The following is an 18697-nucleotide window of genomic DNA, read 5'->3' on the forward strand; positions in this document are numbered from 1 at the left end:
GCAAGAGATATTTGCTCCGACAAACGCTTGTGCGTCCTCTTTTTTTTTGGGGGGCGGCCTTGTGTCGCGATGGCCTGCAACGCAGGCCCAAAATTCTGGCAAAAAAAAAGGGCATCTCATGCGAGATGCCCTTTTTTTCATGGTGGGTCGTGTAGGATTCGAACCTACGACCAATTGGTTAAAAGCCAACTGCTCTACCAACTGAGCTAACGACCCGGAAATGGTCGGGGTGAGGGGATTCGAACTCCTGACATCCTGCTCCCAAAGCAGGCGCGCTACCGGACTGCGCTACACCCCGTGATACTTAAAGAAAAAGGGCATCTCGCTTGAGATGCCCTTTTTACATGGTGGGTCGTGTAGGATTCGAACCTACGACCAATTGGTTAAAAGCCAACTGCTCTACCAACTGAGCTAACGACCCGGAAAATGGTCGGGGTGAGGGGATTCGAACTCCTGACATCCTGCTCCCAAAGCAGGCGCGCTACCGGACTGCGCTACACCCCGAGATTGGCTCCGCGACCTGGACTCGAACCAGGGACCCAATGATTAACAGTCATTTGCTCTACCGACTGAGCTATCGCGGAACTGAACTTCGGTACATCTTTACAGCTTCGAAGCTTGTGTTAGCTTCGGTCTCTTTGGCTATCCGCTTTCACGTTGCAGCTGCTGAGGCCGGCTATTCTACATTCTTCGTTTTGCTTGTCAACCACTTTTTTTCATTCAACTTACTGATTTGTAAGTTGTTTTGCGGTCACCGATGTTGCTGGTGATTCGCTTAGTGCCTGACAACGCGGCGTATATTAGGGGCACCCGATTTTAGATGCAAGCAAAAATTTCAAAAATTTCAGCTAGTTATCCAGAAGGCCGGAAAGGCCCGGATTTGCTGGGGCTGTGAGGGCCCCTTCGCGGGCATGCCCGCTCCCACAGGTACGGCACCGGTCCTCGGAATGTGTGTGAGGCCTGGGAGATACAGACAAAAAAAGCCCCGCAGATGCGGGGCTCATGGTGAAACAGATCAGCCGAAGACGATTTCGTCGCCTTCCACCTTGGCGGTAATCGCCGTCCCCGGCATGAACTTGCCTGCCAGGATCAACTGCGCCAACGGGTTTTCGATCCAGCGCTGGATCGCCCGCTTCAGTGGCCGTGCGCCGTATACCGGGTCGTAACCCACGGCAATCAGCTTGTCCAATGCCTCCGGGCTCAGGCTCAGCGACAGTTCGCGCTCCAGCAGACGGCTGCGCAGGCGGCCCAGCTGGATTTCGGTAATGCCGGCAATCTGCTCGCGGCCCAGTGGCTCGAACACCACCACTTCGTCGATACGGTTGATGAATTCCGGACGGAAGTGCGAACCCACCGCATCCATCACCGCCGCACGCTGTGCCTCGCGGTCACCCACCAGTTCCTGGATCTGCGCCGAGCCCAGGTTGGAGGTCATCACGATCACGGTGTTGCGGAAGTCCACGGTGCGCCCGTGGCTGTCGGTCAGGCGGCCGTCTTCCAGCACCTGCAGCAGCACGTTGAACACATCCGGGTGGGCCTTCTCCACCTCGTCCAGCAGCACCACCGAGTATGGCTTGCGCCGTACCGCCTCGGTCAGGTAACCGCCCTCTTCATACCCCACATAGCCTGGTGGGGCACCGATCAGGCGAGCCACGGAATGCTTCTCCATGAACTCGGACATGTCGATGCGCACCATTGCCTCTTCGGTGTCGAACAGGAACTCGGCCAGCGCCTTGCACAGCTCGGTCTTGCCCACCCCGGTCGGGCCGAGGAACAGGAACGAACCACTCGGCCGGTTCGGGTCGGACAGCCCGGCACGCGAACGGCGCACCGCGTTGGCCACGGCGGTTACCGCCTCGTTCTGGCCGATCACACGCTGGTGCAGCAGCTCTTCCATCTTCAGCAGCTTTTCACGCTCGCCTTCGAGCATCTTGGCCACCGGGATACCGGTCCACTTCGAGACCACTTCGGCAATTTCTTCCTCGGTGACCTTATTGCGCAGCAACTGGTTTTCGGTCTTGCCGTGCTGGTCGACCATCTGCAGGCTACGCTCCAAGTCCGGGATCACCCCGTACTGCAGCTCGGCCATGCGGCTGAGGTCGCCTTTACGACGGGCAGTTTCCAACTCCTGGCGGGCCTGCTCGATCTTTTGCTGGATCTGCGCCGAGCCCTGCACCTCAGCCTTCTCGGAGGCCCAGATTTCTTCCAGGTCGGCGTATTCACGCTCCAACCGGTCGATTTCCTCGGTCAGCTTCTCCAGGCGCTTTTTCGCCGCTTCGTCTTCTTCCTTCTTCAGCGCCTGCGACTCCACCTTCAGCTGGATCAGGCGACGGTCGAGGCGGTCGAGCACTTCCGGCTTGGAGTCGATCTCCATGCGGATGCGGCTGGCCGCTTCGTCGATCAGGTCAATGGCCTTGTCCGGCAGCTGACGGTCGGTGATGTAGCGGTGGCTGAGCTTGGCCGCAGCAATGATGGCGCCGTCGGTGATGGCCACCTTGTGGTGCACTTCATAGCGCTCTTTCAGGCCACGCAGGATGGCGATGGTGTCTTCCTCGCTCGGCTCCTCGACCAGCACCTTCTGGAAGCGGCGCTCCAGGGCAGCATCTTTTTCGATGAACTGGCGGTACTCGTTCAGCGTGGTGGCGCCAACGCAGTGCAGCTCGCCACGAGCCAGGGCCGGCTTGAGCATGTTGCCGGCGTCCATGGCGCCCTCGCCCTTGCCGGCGCCGACCATGGTGTGCAGTTCGTCGATGAACAGGATGATCTGGCCTTCCTGCTTGGACAGCTCGTTCAGCAGGCCTTTGAGGCGTTCTTCGAACTCGCCGCGGTACTTGGCACCGGCAATCAGCGCGCCCATGTCCAGCGCCAGCAGGCGCTTGCCCTTGAGGCCGTCCGGCACTTCACCATTGATGATGCGCTGGGCCAGGCCTTCGGCGATGGCGGTTTTACCTACGCCAGGCTCACCGATCAGCACCGGGTTGTTCTTGGTACGGCGTTGCAGCACCTGTACGGTACGGCGAATTTCGTCGTCACGGCCAATCACCGGGTCCAGCTTGCCTTCTTCGGCACGCTTGGTCAGGTCGACGGTGTACTTGTCCAGCGCCTGGCGCGATTCCTCGGCGTTGGCGTCATTGACCGCCGCACCGCCGCGCAGGTTGTTGATGGCGTTTTCCAGGGCCTTCTTGCTCACGCCCTGGCTCAACAACAGCTTGCCGAGCTTGCTGTTCTCGTCCATGGCAGCCAGCAGCACAAGTTCGCTGGAAATGAACTGGTCGCCCTTCTGCTGGGCCAGGCGGTCGGCCTGGTTGAGCAGGCGCGCCAGGTCCTGCGACATGTTTACGTCGCCGGTGGGGTTCTGGATTTTCGGCAGCTGGTCGAGTTCTTTCACCAGTGCCTGGCGCAGGCTGTTGATGTCGAAGCCTACCTGCATCAGCAGCGGCTTGATCGAGCCGCCCTGCTGCTCGAGCAATGCCTGCAACAGGTGCACCGGCTCGATGGCAGGGTGATCCATGCCAACCGCCAGGGATTGGGCATCGGATATCGCAAGCTGCAGCTTGCTGGTCAAACGGTCTATTCGCATGGGGGTACCTTCCTTTTAAAGGGCAGGTCGGAGCGATGGACAGCGCCTGTTTGTGAAGAAACCTGCCTGAGATGACCTTATAGATAAGGCTGATTCTGGAAGATTCAAGCGTAGCGGGGTTGACCAGGATCAACCTGTTGGATTAGTGCTGGGCCATTCGCGGGCATGCCCGCTCCTACAGGGAATCCGCAATGTTTGAAACCTGTGGATCGGGCGTGCCCGCGAAAAGGCCGGTGCAGGCTAGCGCGGCTCCAGCCACACCAGGGAAGCAAAGCGCCCCCCCTGCGGAGTACGGCGATAGGAGAAGAACCGCTCGTCGCTGACCGTGCACAAGCCACCGCCATGAACAGCAGTCACCCCACGCGCCGCCAAACGAATACGCGCCAGCTCATAGATGTCGGCCATCAACTTGCCCGGCCGGGCACCATCGACAAAGGCCCGGGCCGCTTCCGGGTGCACCGCAGTAAAGGCATCACGCACTTCCAGCCCCACTTCGAACGCCTGTGGGCCAATCGCCGGCCCCAGCCACACCAGCACCTCTTCGGGTGGCAGTGCCAGGCGATCCAAGGTGGCCTCCAGCACACCACCGGCCAGCCCGCGCCAGCCAGCATGCGCGGCCGCCACACGGGTACCGGCCCGGTCGCAGAACAGCGCTGGCAGGCAATCGGCAGTCATCACGGTGCAGGCAATGCCAGGCTGGTCGGTCCAGCTGGCGTCGGCCTCGGCCACCACAGCCGGGTCGGCATTTGCCACCACCAGCCCATGCACCTGCTTGAGCCAGGCCGGCTGGATGGCGAATTCGTCGCTCAGGCGACGACGGTTTTCGGCCACCGCGGCAGGGTCGTCCCCTACATGGTCGCCAAGGTTGAAGGTTTCATAGGGCGGCAGGCTGATGCCGCCCTGGCGGGTGGTGACACAGGCGCGCACCGAGGCCGGGGCCGGCCAGTCGGGGAACAGCAGCGACTGCGTCAGGCCACTCATCCGACAAAGCTCTCGCGGTCCTGGTTCAGCAGCGACAGCAACCAGACGAAGTCATCCGGCAGCGGCGATTCCCATTTCATGACTTCACCGGTAATCGGGTGGGCCAATGCCAGGAAGCGCGCATGCAGTGCCTGGCGCGGGAAGGTTTTCACCGCCTCGACCATGGTCGGGCTGGCTGCCGGCGGAATGCGGAAGCGCCCGCCGTAGGTCTGGTCGCCGACCAACGGGAAGCCAACGTGAGCCATGTGCACGCGAATCTGGTGGGTACGGCCGGTTTCCAGCTTGACCCGCACGTGGGTGTGCGAGCGGAAGCGCTTGAGCACACGGTAGTGGCTGACCGCCGGCTTGCCGCCGTCGGTGACCGCCATGCGCTGGCGCATGCCGCCGTGGCGGCCGATCGGGGCATCGATCTTGCCGCCGGCAGTGACCACGCCAATCACGATGCACTCGTAGATGCGGCTGACCTTGCGCGCCTGCATCTGCTCGACCAGCCGGGTCTGCGCCTGCAAGGTCTTGGCCACCACCATCAGGCCGGTGGTGTCCTTGTCCAGGCGGTGGACGATACCGGCGCGCGGTACGTTGACGATGTCAGGCACGTGGTGCAGCAGTGCATTGAGCAAAGTCCCGCTGGCATGCCCGGCGGCCGGGTGCACAACCAGCCCGGCAGGCTTGTTGATCACCATGATATGGTCGTCTTCGTAGACGATATCCAGCTCGATATCTTCGGCGACCCACTCGCCCTGGGCCTCTTGCTCGGCCTCCAGGACAAGTTGCGAGCCACCATAGACGAGGTCTCGAGGGCGCACCACGGCACCATCGACCGTCAGGCGGCCTTCTTTGATCCACGAAGTAAGCCGGGAACGCGAGTACTCGGCGAACAATTGGGCGGCGACCTGGTCGAGGCGTTGACCGCCCAGTTCGGACGGGACCTCTGCGCTAAGTTGAATGATCTCGGACATGCTCGATTCGGCGGGCGCACAGCCTTTGGTTTCGGCTGCGAGCTTGTGGTTAAATACGACTTCTTTTGTCCCGGGGTTGGCCGGGGCGCTCATCATAACAGGACGGCACCGCCCAAGACAGCGGCCGTCAAAGGGACGCAAGCCGCCATGCAAGTGAAACACCTGCTGCTGATCGCCATCCTCGGGCTCACCGCGGCCTGTTCCTCCAATAAAGAAGTGATTGACGAGAACCTCAGCGAGGCCGAGCTGTATCAGCAGGCGCAAGCTGACCTGGACAACTCCAGCTACACCAGCGCCGTGAACAAGCTCAAGGCCCTGGAGTCGCGCTACCCGTTCGGCCGCTATGCCGACCAGGCGCAGCTCGAGCTGATCTACGCCAACTACAAGAACTCCGAGCCCGAGGCTGCCAAGTCGGCTGCCGAGCGCTTCATCCGCCTGCACCCGCAGCACCCGAACGTCGACTACGCCTACTACCTCAAGGGCCTGACCTCGTTCGACCAGGACCGTGGCCTGGTGGCGCGCTTCCTGCCGCTGGACATGACCAAGCGTGACCCGGGTGCTGCCCGCGACTCGTACAACGAGTTCGCCCAGCTGACCAGCCGCTTCCCCAACAGCCGCTACGCCCCCGATGCCAAGCAGCGCATGATCTACCTGCGCAACCTGCTGGCGTCGTACGAAATCCATGTGGCCGACTACTACCTGAGCCGCCAGGCCTATGTAGCCGCTGCCAACCGTGGCCGCTACGTGGTAGAGAACTTCCAGGAAACCCCATCGGTCGGCGACGGCCTGGCGGTGATGGTCGAGGCGTACCAGAAGATGCACCTGGACGAACTGGCCGCCACCAGCCTGGAAACCCTCAAGCTCAACTACCCGGACCACCCGAGCCTGGTAGATGGCGAGTTCCAGCCAAAGCAGACCGAGTCTGACGGCCGCGGCTGGCTGTCCAAGGCGACCCTGGGCCTGATCGAAACCGAAACCCCGCTGCCACCGGGTGAAACCCGCGCCAACCAGGACGTGGTCAAGCAGTTCCAGGATGCACGTGACGAGATGCCGCGTGAGCTGCTGCCAACTGACGAGAACGGTGACCCGATCGTGCCGGAAGGGCCGAAGGAAGCCGAGAAGGACCGTTCCTGGTTCAGCTACATGACCTTTGGTCTGTTCGACTGATACGTAGCGGTACATGAAAGGGAGGCCCTGGGCCTCCCTTTTTTATTGGCCGCGTCCTAGACTGTCGGCTTCTTCAACCGACAAGCTGGACACCATGGTTCGCCTACTTTTCTGGATCGCCCTGATCGCCGCCGCGTTCTGGCTGTGGCGCAGGTTCAAAGCCAGCCAACAGTCGCACCCCGAGGCCAAGCTGGATGCGCCGCTGAAGATGGTGCGCTGCGCCCATTGCGGCGTACACCTGCCCAATGACCGGGCGCTGCAGCAGGGCAACGAGTGGTATTGCAGCCAGGCACACCTGCAGCAAGGGCCGGGGCAATCCCGTTAGAAACTGGGGCTGCTTTGCAGCCCTTTCGCGACACAAGGCCACTCTACATGAAGTAAGCAGGCCCGGTCGGAGCGGTATTGGGGCGCAAAAGGGCCGCAAAGCGGCCCCGGCAATGTCAGCTCAACCGCCCGGCTGGCGCATACGGCGCCGGGTCAATGATCGGTTCTGCCCCGGTCAACAGGTCGGTAAACAGCTGGCACGAAGCCGGCGCCAGCACCAGCCCGTTGCGGTAATGCCCGCAGTTCAACCACAGCCCCGCATGCCCCGGCACCGGCCCGATGTACGGAATACCTTCCGGCGACCCCGGCCGCAGCCCGGCCCAATGCGCCACCACCGTGGCCCCCTCGAGCTCAGGCAACAATTCCACCGCCGAGGCCTTCAGGCTCTCCAACGCCTCCTTGGTCGGCGTCTTGTCGTACCCGGCATGCTCCAGCGTGCTACCCACCAGAATATGCCCGTCGCGCCGCGGGATCGCATAGCGCCCCTTGGCCAACACCATGCTCGGCAGGAAGTCTTCGGCACATTTGAACAGAATCATCTGGCCCTTCACCGGTTCCACAGGCAACTCCAGGCCGAGCGTACGCAGCAGGTCGCCACTCCACGCGCCAGCACTGAGCACCACCTCATCCGCCGCCAGAACGCCGTCTGCCGTCTGCACCCCGGTCACGCGACCGCCTTGCTGGACAAAACCGGTAACCTGGCAGTACTCACGCAAGGTCACGTTGGGCAACGCCAGCAACGCCGCCTTGAGCGACTTCACCAGGCGCGGGTTGCGCACGTTGGCCACGCCGGCCATGTAGATGGCACGCTTGAAGCCCGGGCCCAGCACCGGCACCGCGTCATAGGCCGCCGAAATATCCACGGCACTCAGCGGCCGCTGCTCACGCTCGGCCCAGGCCAGCGCTTCGGCCTCGTCGTCCAGGTCGAGCCAGTACAGGCCGGTGGTGTGCACTTCGGGGTCGACGCCGGTGCTGGCGAACAAACGCTCGCCCAGCTGTGGATAAAAGTCTTGCGACCAGTGTGCCAGGGCGGTCACGGCCGGGCTGTAGCGCCACGGGTATAGTGGCGAGACGATACCGCCGCCGGCCCACGACGATTCGCGGCCGACTTCACCCTGATCACACACCACCACCTGCCCGACCTTCGCCGCCAGGTTGAATGCCGTCAGCAGGCCGATCACCCCGCCGCCGACCACCACTACTTGCTTGTTCATCTGTCGATCCAACACCTGAAGTAAATCCGCGATGCACCGGGCATCATTCAATCTTCAGCTTCCCCAGCAGTGCACGCTGTCCTCGACGGCACCCGGATTGCGCTGCACGCCGGCCTGGTCGAGCTGGAAATCGCCACAGCGGTCCTGCGCCATCAGCCCGCTCGGCAGCCGCCGGGCGCGCAGCGTGAAGGTGTCGCTGTCGCGCTGGGCCTGCAGGCTGTAATAGCGGGTACCGTCGGGCAACGCCGGGTCGCCCTCGGCGTATTGGCCAGTGCGTACGCGGTGGCGCTCCAGGCGCAGGGCGGCATCATGCAGCAGGCCAACCACTTCGCTGCGCGCGGCTCGCCGTAGCTGGTCGCTGTAACTGGGGTAGGCAATGGCTGCCAGAATGCCGGTCACGGCCAGCACAATCAACAACTCGATCAGGCTCAAGCCTTGCTGCATGTCAGTCTCCTCGCAATCTCTGCCGCCAGGCAATGCGCCGGGTTGTGTCGCCGGCCATGGCGTAGACCGCTTCCAGCACATGCCGCGACTGGGTTTGCAGGCTGACGGCGGTGACGCGGTACAGGGTGACCTGCTGCCCTTCCGGCATATGCGCCGCGTGTTCGCTGGTACCTAGATTCTGCAAATGGAAATAGCCGGTTCGCGTACGCTGCCACTGCCCGCTCAGGTCATGCGGTCGAGCGGGTGGCGGGCACGCCTCGCAAGGGTCGGGGGGAGCCCGCTCGAGCTCGCCTGCCCCTGCCAGCAGCGTGGCCTCGGCCTGCTCCAGCGCCAGCAGGCCTTCGCTCAGATAGCCGGTCATTCGCGTTTGCGCCAGCGCATCACGCAGGGCGGACGCCGCAAGCAGCCCAAGCAGCAGGCTCAGGACCAAGGCCAACAACAGGACTATGCCACGCTGACGATTCATGAGGCCGGCACCGGGTTGCGGATTGCGACGCTCAGTTCATGGTGCTGTTCAAGTTCGAGCGTGGGTTCGTAAAGCGTCAGGGCAATATCCACCCCCTCACCCTGTGCCATTTGCACACGCTGGAAACGTATTGAGCGCACATTTTCAACCAGCGGCTGGAAGTTGCTTTTGTTGCGTTTGAATTTCAGCGTATTGCCCTGGAGTTGGTAGACATATTTGCTGATGGGGTAAACCTGTGGGTAGCCCTCCTTCAACTCATCGTCCACAGACACTTTGCTAGTACAGTCCGTGTGCAGGAACCACTGCGGGCCCCCGGCTTGCCCAGGTAACTCCGCAACGACCAGGCTAAGGGTGGATGCTTCGACTTCCATCGGCCGGGCGAATGCGTGCTCTGCGCTCGAACTGCCGAAGTGCTTTGGCCGCAGTCGCAGGCAGCCGAACATCCCGGTCATGCGGATATCCTGGGCCATTCGCAGCAATGCCAGGCGTGCCTCATCCTGCATGCGTACTGCCGTGCTTTGCAGCCGCCAGGTATGGTGGGCCGAGGCGAATAGCTGGCTGGCCGCCGCCAACAGCAGCAACCCGATGGTCAGCGCCAGCATCACCTCAAGCAAGCCGAAACCACGCTGGCCGCGACTCATGGCCGCCCCCTTTCATGCTCACTGTGCGCCGCCATTGCCGCCTTCCCATCGCGGCGCGCGTCCTCCGCAGCCTGCAATGCCTGCAGTTGCAGGCCTGCCGCTGCGAACATACCCACGGCCACCACACCCACCGCCAACAACACTTCCAGAAGCGTCATGCCCCGTTGTCTTGCGTGCATCCCTGCACCTCCTGCGACTTTTCCTGCAATTGCATTGAACCCGGGCGACTGGACCGCCGGTCCAACGACCGTGAAGCTACAGCCAAGCACTTCCAGGGAGGAATGCACGGTGAAGCAACGAGGTGTAACACTGATACAAATGTTGTCGGCCCTGGCGGTGGCCGTATTGCTGACACAGCTCGGCATGCCGGCCTACGCCAGATTGAGCGACGACCTACACAGGGCGGCAGCTGCGCGTGACTTGGCGCAGGCACTGCGCAGTGCGCGCAGCCATGCCATGTTGCAAAGCCAGCCGGTGCTGGTGCAGGCGTTGGACGGTAACTGGGGGAATGGTTGGCAGGTGATGCTGGAGCATAACGGGCAGGTGCTGCGCGAGCAGCGTCTTTCACGGCCGCTGAAGATCACGAGCAATCGCGGTGAGCAGCTGAAATTCAGTGCGCAGGGTGTTCCGCTTGGGGCCAACGGTAATTGGTTAGGTTCAACGATGGAGATTTGCGAGCGCTTGACCGCAACTAGCCAGTATCAAGTGGTGATGGCATCGACTGGCAGGGTCAAGGTACAGATGGGAGAGCCAAAAAAATCCCGATGCAAAGACACCACTAGCAGATCAGCGCGGTCAATGTAGGAGCGGCCTTGTGTCGCGAAAGGGCCGCAAAGCGGCCCCGGCAATATCAGCTCTAACGCTGAAATCCTGAGGCTGCTTTGCAGCCCGTTCGCGACACAAGGCCGCTCCTGCAGGGGATCGCGCAAACTGCGGTCAGATCAGCGACCGAACCCGCAGTTCCTTGGGCATGGAGAAGGTGATGTTCTCTTCCCGCCCATCCAGCTCTTCAGCACCGCTGGCGCCCCAGGCCTTGAGCTGCTCGATCACGCCACGCACCAGCACTTCGGGAGCCGAAGCGCCAGCGGTGATGCCGACCCGCGCCGTCTGGTCGAACCAGCCACGCTGCAGGTCCTCGGCACCGTCGATCAGGTAGGCCGGGGTGCCCATGCGCTCGGCCAGCTCGCGCAGGCGGTTGGAGTTGGAGCTGTTCGGGCTGCCAACCACCAGTACCACGTCGCACTCGTCCGCCAGTTGCTTGACCGCGTCTTGGCGGTTCTGGGTGGCGTAGCAGATGTCGTCCTTGCGCGGGCCGCCAATGTTCGGGAAGCGCGCACGCAGGGCGTCGATCACGCGGCTGGTGTCGTCCATCGACAGCGTGGTTTGGGTGACGAACGCCAGGTGGTCCGGGTCCTTCACCTGCAGGTTGGCAACATCCTCCTCGTCTTCGACGAGGTAGATGGCGCCACCGTTGCTGGCGTCGTACTGGCCCATGGTGCCTTCGACTTCCGGATGCCCTTCGTGGCCGATGAGAATGCACTCACGGCCGTCGCGGCTGTACTTGGCCACTTCGATGTGCACCTTGGTCACCAGCGGGCAGGTGGCATCGAACACTTTCAGGCCACGGCCAGCAGCTTCCTGGCGCACGGCCTGGGAAACCCCGTGGGCACTGAAGATGACGATGACGTCGTCCGGTACCTGGTCCAGCTCTTCGACGAAGATGGCGCCACGGTTGCGCAGGTCTTCCACCACGAACTTGTTGTGCACCACTTCGTGACGCACATAGATCGGCGGGCCGAAGACTTCCAGCGCGCGGTTGACGATCTCGATCGCCCGGTCGACCCCCGCGCAGAAGCCGCGAGGGTTGGCGAGTTTGATTTGCATGCTCGGCTCCAGGCTTACAGGGCCTTCACCTCGAGGATCTCCACCTCGAAGGTCAGGGTCTTGCCAGCCAATGGGTGATTGAAGTCGATGGTCACCTGGTCGTCATCGAACGCTTTGACCACACCCGGCAGCTCGGTGTTGGCGGCGTCGTTGAAGATGATCAACAGCCCTTCGGACAACTCCATGCCCTCGAACTGGGACCGCGGCATGACTTGCACGTTCTGCGGGTTTGGCTGGCCGAATGCGTTCTCCGGGGCCACCACGACGGTACGCTTGTCGCCGCCCTTGAAGCCGAACAGGGCGTTCTCGAACCCTGGCAGCAGGTTGCCATCGCCAACCTTGAAGGTGGCCGGGGCCTTGTCGAACGTGCTGTCGACGGTGTCGCCGTTTTCCAGGTGCAGCGCGAAGTGCAGGGTGACTTCGGTGTTCTGGCCGATACGGGTGTCAGTCATGGACCGGATCCTCGGACTTCTTGCTCTTGAACATATCCAGCGCCAGCATCACCGCACCAACGGTGATGGCGCTGTCGGCCAGGTTGAAGGCCGGGAAGTAATGGCGGTTCTGCCAGTGCACCAGGATGAAGTCGACCACATGGCCGAGCACGACGCGGTCGTACAGGTTGCCGATCGCGCCACCCAGCACCAGCGCCAGCGCCACGGCCAGCCAGGTCTCGTTGCGCCCCAGGCGCTTGAGCCACACTACCAGCACGGCACTGACCACCACGGCGATCAGGGCGAACAGCCAGCGCTGCCAGCCGGAGCTTTCAGCCAGGAAGCTGAACGCCGCGCCCGTGTTGTAGGCCAGGGTCCAGCTGAAGTAGTCAGGGATGACGACAACCTGCTGGTACATGGTCAGGGCATTGTTGAAATACAGCTTGGTGGCCTGGTCGAGGACCAGTACCACCAGGCTCAGCCAAAGCCATGCAAGGCGCCCGAAGCGCCCCGCTGCAGGGTTAGGCATAGTGGCGCACCTCGCCGGAACCGCTCAGGTTGTCGACGCAACGGCCGCAGATTTCCGGGTGCTCCGGGTGGCTGCCGACGTCGGCGCGGAAGTGCCAGCAACGGCCGCACTTGGTGTGGCCGGACTTGACCACTTGCAGCTTGAGGCCTTCGACTTCGGTGGCCACCGCTTCGGCCGGCGCTTGCGCGAATGGCACCACGCTGGCAGCCGAGGTGATCAGCACGAAGCGCAGTTCGTCGCCCAGCTTGCCCAGGTCGGCGCTCAGGCCTTCGTCGGCGTACAGGGTGACTTCGGCCTGCAGGTTGCCGCCGATGACCTTGGCGGTACGCTGGTTTTCCAGCTCCTTGTTGACCGATGCCTTGACGGCCATCACGCGGTCCCAGTAGGCGCGGTCCAGTTCGGTACCTTCCGGCAGCTCGCTCAGGCCCTCGTACCAGCCGTTGAGCATTACCGACTCGTTGCGCTCGCCTGGCAGGTACTGCCAGATTTCGTCGGCGGTAAACGCCAGGATCGGCGCGATCCAGCGCACCAGCGCCTCGCTGATGTGGTAGAGCGCGGTCTGGCAGGAGCGGCGAGCGACACTGTTGGCGCCGGTGGTGTACTGGCGGTCCTTGATGATGTCGAGGTAGAAGCCGCCCAGTTCCTGCACGCAGAAGTTGTGCACCTTGGAGTAGACGTTCCAGAAACGGTACTCGCTGTAGTGCTCTTCCAGCTCGCGTTGCAGCAGCAGGGTGCGGTCAACCGCCCAGCGGTCCAGCGCCAGCATGTCTTCCGGGGCCAGCAGGTCGCGGGCCGGGTCGAAGCCGGACAGGTTGGAGAGCAGGAAGCGTGCAGTGTTGCGGATACGGCGGTAGGCGTCGGCGCTGCGCTGCAGGATCTGCTCGGAAACGGCCATTTCACCGGAATAGTCGGTAGCGGCAACCCACAGGCGCAGGATATCGGCACCCAGGGTGTTGTTGACCTTCTCCGGCTCGATGGTGTTGCCCAGCGACTTGGACATCTTGCGGCCGTTCTCGTCCACGGTGAAGCCGTGGGTCAGCAGCTCGCGGTACGGCGCGTGGCCGTCGATGGCGCAACCGGTCAGCAAGGACGAGTGGAACCAGCCGCGGTGCTGGTCGGAACCTTCCAGATACAGGTCGGCACGCGGGCCGGTGGCGTGGCCAATGTCATGCGAGCCACGCAGCACGTGCCAGTGGGTGGTACCCGAGTCGAACCACACGTCGAGGGTGTCGGTAATCTTGTCGTACTGCTCGGCTTCAGCGCCCAGCAGTTCGGCGGCGTCCAGCTTGAACCAGGCCTCGATGCCTTCCTGTTCGACGCGCTTGGCCACTGCTTCCATCAGCTCGACGGTGCGTGGGTGCAGCTCGCCGGTCTGCTTGTGCAGGAAGAACGGGATCGGTACACCCCAGTTGCGCTGACGGGAGATGCACCAGTCCGGGCGGTTGGCGATCATCGAATGCAGGCGCGCCTGGCCCCAGGCCGGGACGAACTTGGTGTCTTCGATGGCTTTAAGTGCGCGCTCACGCAGCGGCTCGCCGGTGGTCGGCTGCTTGTCCATACCCACGAACCACTGCGCGGTGGCGCGGTAGATCAGCGGGGTCTTGTGGCGCCAGCAGTGCATGTAGCTGTGGCTGATGGTTTCGGTGTGCATCAGCGCGCCGACTTCGCTCAGCTTCTCGACGATGGCCGGGTTGGCCTTCCAGATGAACTGGCCGCCGAAGAATGGCAGCGAGTCCACATACACGCCGTTGCTCTGCACCGGGGTGAGGATGTCGTCGTTGACCATGCCGTAGCGCTTGCAGGTAACGAAGTCGTCTTCACCGTAGGCTGGCGAGGAGTGCACCACGCCGGTACCGGCGCCCAGTTCGACGTAGTCAGCCAGGTAGATTGGCGACAGGCGGTCGTAGAACGGGTGGCGGAAGTTGATCAGTTCCAGTGCCGAACCCTGGGCGGTGGCGATGACCGAGCCTTCCAGGCTGTAGCGCTTGAGGCACGACTCGACCAGCTCTTCGGCCAGAACCAGCAGACGCTCGCCGGTGTCGACCAGGGCGTACTTGAACTCCGGGTGGATGTTCAGCGCCTGGTTGGCCGGGATGGTCCACGGGGTGGTGGTCCAGATCACGATGGCAGCCGGCTTGGCCAGCGAAGCCAGACCGAAGGCAGTAGCCAGCTTGGCGTCATCGGCTACCGGGAAGGCAACGTCGATGGTCTGCGATTTCTTGTCGGCGTACTCGACTTCGGCCTCGGCCAGGGCCGAACCGCAATCGAAGCACCAGTTCACAGGCTTCAGGCCCTTGAACACGAAGCCTTGCTTGACCATCTCGGCCAGGGCGCGGATTTCGCCGGCCTCGTTGGCAAAGTTCATGGTCTTGTACGGGTTGTCCCAGTCACCCAGCACGCCCAGGCGGATGAACTCGGTCTTCTGCCCCTCGATCTGCTCGGCGGCGTACTCGCGGCACAGCTCGCGAGTGCGGTCGGCGGACAGGTGCTTGCCGTGGGTGACCTCGACCTTGTGCTCGATCGGCAGGCCATGGCAGTCCCAGCCCGGCACATACGGCGCATCGAAGCCGGCCAGGGTCTTGGAACGGACGATCATGTCCTTGAGGATCTTGTTCAGCGCATGACCGATGTGAATCTTGCCGTTGGCATAGGGCGGGCCGTCGTGCAGGACGAACTTGGGACGATCCTTGCCAATTTCGCGCAGCTTCTGGTACAGGCCAATGCTGTCCCAGCGCTGCAGGATCTGCGGTTCGCGCTGAGGCAGGCCGGCCTTCATGGGGAAGGCGGTGTCCGGAAGGTTAAGCGTGGCTTTGTAGTCGGTCATTTCAGGCTCTTCGTTAGCGGTTGAGCGTGCCAATGTGCACGTGCGGCGGCGATATCCGCATCGATCGCCGACTTCAGCGCCTCCAGGGAGGCGAATCGCTGCTCTTCTCGCAGCTTGTGGTGGAACTCCACCGTCAGGCGCCGGCCGTAAAGGTCGCCGGCATAGTCCAGCAGATGAATCTCCAGGTGCGGGCGCCCGTCACCGGCAACGGTGGGGCGCACGCCGATATTGCCGACACCCGGCCAGGCCTTGCCGTCGATTTCTATGCTGGCCAGGTAGACCCCGGACAGCGGCACGCGGCGGCGCTTGAGCTGGATGTTGGCGGTAGGTGTGCCGAGCTGGCGGGCCAGCTTCTGGCCATGCAGCACGCGGCCGCTGATGCGGTACGGGCGGCCCAGCAGGTGCTCGGCCAGCTCGAAGTTGCCTTCGGACAGGGCCTTGCGTACTTCGGTGCTGCTGACCCGCAGGCCGTCCTGGATCACCGTGTTGGCAGCCTCGACGGTGAAGCCGTACTGCTTGCCGGCCTCGACCAGGAAGGCGAAGTCGCCGGCGCGGTCGCAGCCGAAACGGAAGTCATCGCCCACTTCGAGGTGGCGTACACCCAGGCCGTCGACCAGGATGGCCTTGACGAAGGCATCGGCGCCGAGCTTGCTCAGGCGCTGGTTGAATGCCAGGCACAGCACCCGGTCGATACCCTCGGCCGCCAGCAGCTCGATCTTGTCGCGCAGCCGGGCCAGGCGGGCCGGCGCGGTGTCGGGGGCGAAATACTCGCGTGGTTGCGGTTCGAAGATGACCACGCAGGTCGGCAGGCCCAAGGCGTGGCCGCGCTCGCGCAGGCGCGCCAGGATAGCCTGGTGGCCGCGGTGAACCCCGTCGAAGTTGCCAATGGTGGCGACACAGCCCCGGTGCTCGGGGCGCAGGTTGTGAAGACCTCGAACCAGCTGCATAACGCGCTTCTTGCTCATAAAGTGGCCGATTATAACCACACCCGGGCGCCGGTGACAGGCAGCAGCGCCCAAGGGCGGCGTGGAATGCGAAAAACCGACGCCTGACCCGCCCGATGCCTCAGTGCAAGGCCTTGCGGGCGAAATGCCGAGGCCGGAAGCCGCACAGGTACAGGCAGCCGAAATAGGTCACGACGCCCGCCAGTACCAGAGCCCCCAGGCGCACCAGGCGCTCGAGCATGTTGCCCTGTTCCCAGGCTGGCAGATAATGCATGCCGGCCAGCAACACCGCCGACATCAGCCCCACCGCCAGCAACAGCTTGAGCAGGAATATCGCCCAGCCTGGTTGCGGCTGAAACAGCTGCTGACTGCGCAGTTTCCAGAACAGCAGGCCGGCGTTCAGGCAGGCCCCCAGGCTGATCGCCAGGGCCAGGCCGGCATGCGCGAGCGGCCCGATCAGGACCAGGTTGAACAGTTGGGTGCAGACCAGGGTGAATACCGCGATCTTCACCGGTGTACGGATATTCTGCTGCGCATAGAAGCCCGGTGCCAGTACCTTGACCAGAATGATCGCCAGCAAGCCCACCGAATAGGCGATCAGCGCCTTCTGGGTCATGGCTGCGTCGACGGCAGTGAACTTGCCGTACTGGAACAGCGCCACGGTCAAAGGCTCGGCGAGGATGGCCAGGGCCAGGGTGCAGGGCAGCACCAGCAGGAAACACAGGCGCAAGCCCCAGTCGAGGATCCGTGAGTACTCCTCGCGGTCCTTGTTGGCGTAGGTCTTGGCCAGGGTCGGCAGCAGTATGGTGCCCAGGGCCACGCCCAGTACGCCGGAAGGCAGCTCCATGAGGCGGTCGGCGTAGTACATCCACGACACCGAGCCGGCTACCAGGAAGGAGGCGAAGATGGTGTTGATGATCAGCGAGATCTGGCTCACCGACACTCCGAGGATCGCTGGCAGCATCTGCTTGAGCACCCGCCACACGCCGGTATCACGCAGGTTCAGGCGCGGCAGCACGAGCATGCCGATCTTCTTCAGCGCTGGCAGCTGGTACAGCAACTGTGCCAGGCCTCCGGCCAGCACGCCCCATGCCAGGGCCATGATGGGCGGGTCGAAATACGGCGTGAGCAGCACGGCGAAGGCAATCATCGCCACATTCAGCAAGGTCGGGGTAAAGGCCGGCACCGAGAAACGGTTCCAGGTATTGAGGATTGCCCCGGCCAGGGAGGACAGCGAGATCAGCAATATATAAGGAAAAGTCACCCGCAACAGGGCGCTGGTCAGTTCGTACTTTTCGGCACTGTCGACAAAGCCTGGTGCGGTCGCCCACACTACCCATGGCGCCGCCAGGATGCCGATGGCGGTCACCAGCGCCAGAACCAAGGTCAGCAGGCCACTGACATAGGCGACGAAGGTGCGGGTCGCCTCCTCGCCTTGCTGGGTCTTGTATTCGGCCAGGATCGGCACGAAGGCCTGGGAAAACGCGCCCTCGGCGAAGATGCGCCGCAGCAGGTTGGGCAGCTTGAAGGCGATGAAGAAGGCATCGGTGGCGATGCCGGCACCGAAAACACGCGCCAGGATGGTGTCGCGGACAAAGCCCAGCACCCGCGAAATCATGGTGATCGAGCTTACCGCAGCCAGGGATTTGAGCAGGTTCATCGAAAAGATTCACGCCAAGGGCAGAGGACGCTGCCAGACAGCGTCCGAATGTGCGATACTCCCGCGCCTTCGCAGGGGAGCCAAAAATTCCCGAGTTTACAGGTCGCGCAGCAGAAAGGAATATTTCCCTCTTGTTGGCGCACCGCTCGGCGGAACCTTGCAGGTGGCCTTGACATCCGTTCGACTGATCGGCATGATTCGCGGCCTATTTTGTTTGCTATTTACCTAAAGTCTTTCGAGGAGCTCGACGGTGGCCAACACACCTTCCGCCAAGAAACGTGCAAAACAGGCTGAGAAGCGTCGCAGCCACAACGCCAGCCTGCGTTCCATGGTCCGCACCTACATCAAGAATGTAGTCAAGGCCATCGACGCAAAAGACGCCGAAAAAGCGCAAGCCGCTTACGTTCTGGCTGTGCCTGTAATCGACCGTATGGCCGACAAGGGCATCATCCACAAGAACAAGGCTGCTCGTCACAAAGGCCGTCTGAATGGCCACATCAAGGCGCTGAAAGAAGCTGCAGCTGCCTAAGCGACGCGCTAGTCGAAAAACCGACCCTAGGGTCGGTTTTTTGTTGCCTGCGATTTGTGCACATCGCCGGCCCGCTGCTGCGACCTATGCAACATCGCTGATCCGCTTTTGTAGGAGCGG

18 protein-coding genes and 5 tRNA genes are annotated in these 18697 nt (G+C 62.8%); 4 read left to right on the forward strand and 19 right to left on the reverse strand.

The window, feature by feature from the left end; genetic code table 11:
• Positions 1-140 precede the first annotated feature (140 nt).
• The 8 genes from ACLCGK_RS12070 to rluD form a co-directional block, all read right to left on the reverse strand.
• A tRNA-Lys gene (locus tag ACLCGK_RS12070) sits at positions 141-216 on the reverse strand.
• 5 nt (positions 217-221) lie between these two features.
• Positions 222-298: transfer RNA gene (locus tag ACLCGK_RS12075), tRNA-Pro, on the reverse strand.
• Positions 299-345: 47 nt separating this feature from the next.
• Positions 346-421, reverse strand: a tRNA-Lys gene (locus tag ACLCGK_RS12080).
• A gap of 6 nt (positions 422-427) precedes the next feature.
• Positions 428-504: transfer RNA gene (locus tag ACLCGK_RS12085), tRNA-Pro, on the reverse strand.
• Positions 505-508: 4 nt separating this feature from the next.
• Positions 509-584 (reverse strand) — tRNA-Asn (locus ACLCGK_RS12090).
• 431 nt (positions 585-1015) lie between these two features.
• Complete coding sequence (gene clpB / locus ACLCGK_RS12095) at positions 1016-3580, reverse strand: ATP-dependent chaperone ClpB (RefSeq protein ID WP_015268858.1); 2565 nt, start codon at positions 3578-3580, stop codon at positions 1016-1018.
• A gap of 240 nt (positions 3581-3820) precedes the next feature.
• Positions 3821-4561: a peptidoglycan editing factor PgeF gene (gene pgeF, locus ACLCGK_RS12100; RefSeq protein WP_100413058.1), complete on the reverse strand. Its 741-nt coding sequence runs from the start codon at positions 4559-4561 to the stop codon at positions 3821-3823.
• Complete coding sequence (gene rluD, locus ACLCGK_RS12105) at positions 4558-5520, reverse strand: 23S rRNA pseudouridine(1911/1915/1917) synthase RluD (RefSeq protein WP_025337605.1); 963 nt, start codon at positions 5518-5520, stop codon at positions 4558-4560. The genes pgeF and rluD overlap by 4 nt, the downstream gene beginning before the upstream one ends.
• Positions 5521-5667: 147 nt before the next feature.
• Here rluD and ACLCGK_RS12110 point away from each other — a divergent pair, with 147 nt between their 5' ends.
• Together ACLCGK_RS12110 and ACLCGK_RS12115 are read left to right on the forward strand one after the other, a co-directional pair.
• Complete coding sequence (locus ACLCGK_RS12110) at positions 5668-6687, forward strand: outer membrane protein assembly factor BamD (RefSeq protein ID WP_013970761.1); 1020 nt, start codon at positions 5668-5670, stop codon at positions 6685-6687.
• 94 nt (positions 6688-6781) lie between these two features.
• The gene (locus ACLCGK_RS12115; RefSeq protein ID WP_410952070.1) at positions 6782-7012 is read left to right on the forward strand and encodes a PP0621 family protein; all 231 of its coding nucleotides are present in this window, start codon (positions 6782-6784) and stop codon (positions 7010-7012) included.
• 115 nt (positions 7013-7127) lie between these two features.
• Here the strand turns inward: ACLCGK_RS12115 and thiO are convergent, their stop codons facing one another.
• From thiO to ACLCGK_RS12140, 5 genes are read right to left on the reverse strand one after another with little or no spacing between them, the layout of a single operon-like run.
• A complete protein-coding gene (gene thiO, locus ACLCGK_RS12120; RefSeq protein WP_410952071.1) occupies positions 7128-8225 on the reverse strand; it encodes a glycine oxidase ThiO in 1098 nt (365 codons plus the stop codon).
• A 54-nt stretch (positions 8226-8279) separates the two neighbouring features.
• Positions 8280-8669, reverse strand: coding sequence for a type IV pilin protein (locus ACLCGK_RS12125; protein WP_013970758.1), 390 nt, complete (start codon positions 8667-8669; stop codon positions 8280-8282).
• A 1-nt stretch (position 8670) separates the two neighbouring features.
• Positions 8671-9135, reverse strand: coding sequence for a hypothetical protein (locus ACLCGK_RS12130; RefSeq protein ID WP_039614945.1), 465 nt, complete (start codon positions 9133-9135; stop codon positions 8671-8673).
• Complete coding sequence (locus ACLCGK_RS12135; protein ID WP_410952072.1) at positions 9132-9776, reverse strand: PilW family protein; 645 nt, start codon at positions 9774-9776, stop codon at positions 9132-9134. Before ACLCGK_RS12135 ends, ACLCGK_RS12130 begins: the two co-directional genes overlap by 4 nt.
• Positions 9773-9955 carry a prepilin-type N-terminal cleavage/methylation domain-containing protein gene (locus tag ACLCGK_RS12140; RefSeq protein WP_075043654.1) on the reverse strand — a complete coding sequence of 61 codons (183 nt, stop codon included), beginning with the start codon at positions 9953-9955 and terminating at the stop codon, positions 9773-9775. Before ACLCGK_RS12140 ends, ACLCGK_RS12135 begins: the two co-directional genes overlap by 4 nt.
• A 109-nt stretch (positions 9956-10064) precedes the next feature.
• Between ACLCGK_RS12140 and ACLCGK_RS12145 the strand changes: the two genes are divergently transcribed.
• Positions 10065-10580: a GspH/FimT family pseudopilin gene (locus ACLCGK_RS12145; protein WP_410952073.1), complete on the forward strand. Its 516-nt coding sequence runs from the start codon at positions 10065-10067 to the stop codon at positions 10578-10580.
• A gap of 132 nt (positions 10581-10712) precedes the next feature.
• Here ACLCGK_RS12145 and ispH read toward each other — a convergent pair whose 3' ends face one another.
• The 6 genes from ispH to murJ form a co-directional block, all read right to left on the reverse strand.
• Positions 10713-11660 (reverse strand): 4-hydroxy-3-methylbut-2-enyl diphosphate reductase, encoded by a 948-nt coding sequence (gene ispH / locus ACLCGK_RS12150; protein WP_023660620.1) that lies wholly within the window; start codon positions 11658-11660, stop codon positions 10713-10715.
• 14 nt (positions 11661-11674) lie between these two features.
• Positions 11675-12112: an FKBP-type peptidyl-prolyl cis-trans isomerase gene (gene fkpB, locus ACLCGK_RS12155; protein ID WP_003258215.1), complete on the reverse strand. Its 438-nt coding sequence runs from the start codon at positions 12110-12112 to the stop codon at positions 11675-11677.
• Positions 12105-12620, reverse strand: a complete 516-nt coding sequence (lspA, locus tag ACLCGK_RS12160; RefSeq protein ID WP_025337596.1) for a signal peptidase II — start codon at positions 12618-12620, stop codon at positions 12105-12107. Before lspA ends, fkpB begins: the two co-directional genes overlap by 8 nt.
• Complete coding sequence (ileS, locus tag ACLCGK_RS12165; RefSeq protein ID WP_015268847.1) at positions 12613-15444, reverse strand: isoleucine--tRNA ligase; 2832 nt, start codon at positions 15442-15444, stop codon at positions 12613-12615. Before ileS ends, lspA begins: the two co-directional genes overlap by 8 nt.
• Positions 15441-16391 (reverse strand): bifunctional riboflavin kinase/FAD synthetase, encoded by a 951-nt coding sequence (gene ribF, locus ACLCGK_RS12170; RefSeq protein ID WP_410952074.1) that lies wholly within the window; start codon positions 16389-16391, stop codon positions 15441-15443. Before ribF ends, ileS begins: the two co-directional genes overlap by 4 nt.
• A 118-nt stretch (positions 16392-16509) precedes the next feature.
• The gene (gene murJ, locus ACLCGK_RS12175; protein ID WP_410952075.1) at positions 16510-18048 is read right to left on the reverse strand and encodes a murein biosynthesis integral membrane protein MurJ; all 1539 of its coding nucleotides are present in this window, start codon (positions 18046-18048) and stop codon (positions 16510-16512) included.
• A 250-nt stretch (positions 18049-18298) separates the two neighbouring features.
• Here murJ and rpsT point away from each other — a divergent pair, with 250 nt between their 5' ends.
• Positions 18299-18577, forward strand: a complete 279-nt coding sequence (gene rpsT, locus ACLCGK_RS12180) for a 30S ribosomal protein S20 (protein WP_003247625.1) — start codon at positions 18299-18301, stop codon at positions 18575-18577.
• Positions 18578-18697 lie beyond the last annotated feature (120 nt).

This window comes from Pseudomonas sp. S1(2024) (genome assembly GCF_046557535.1).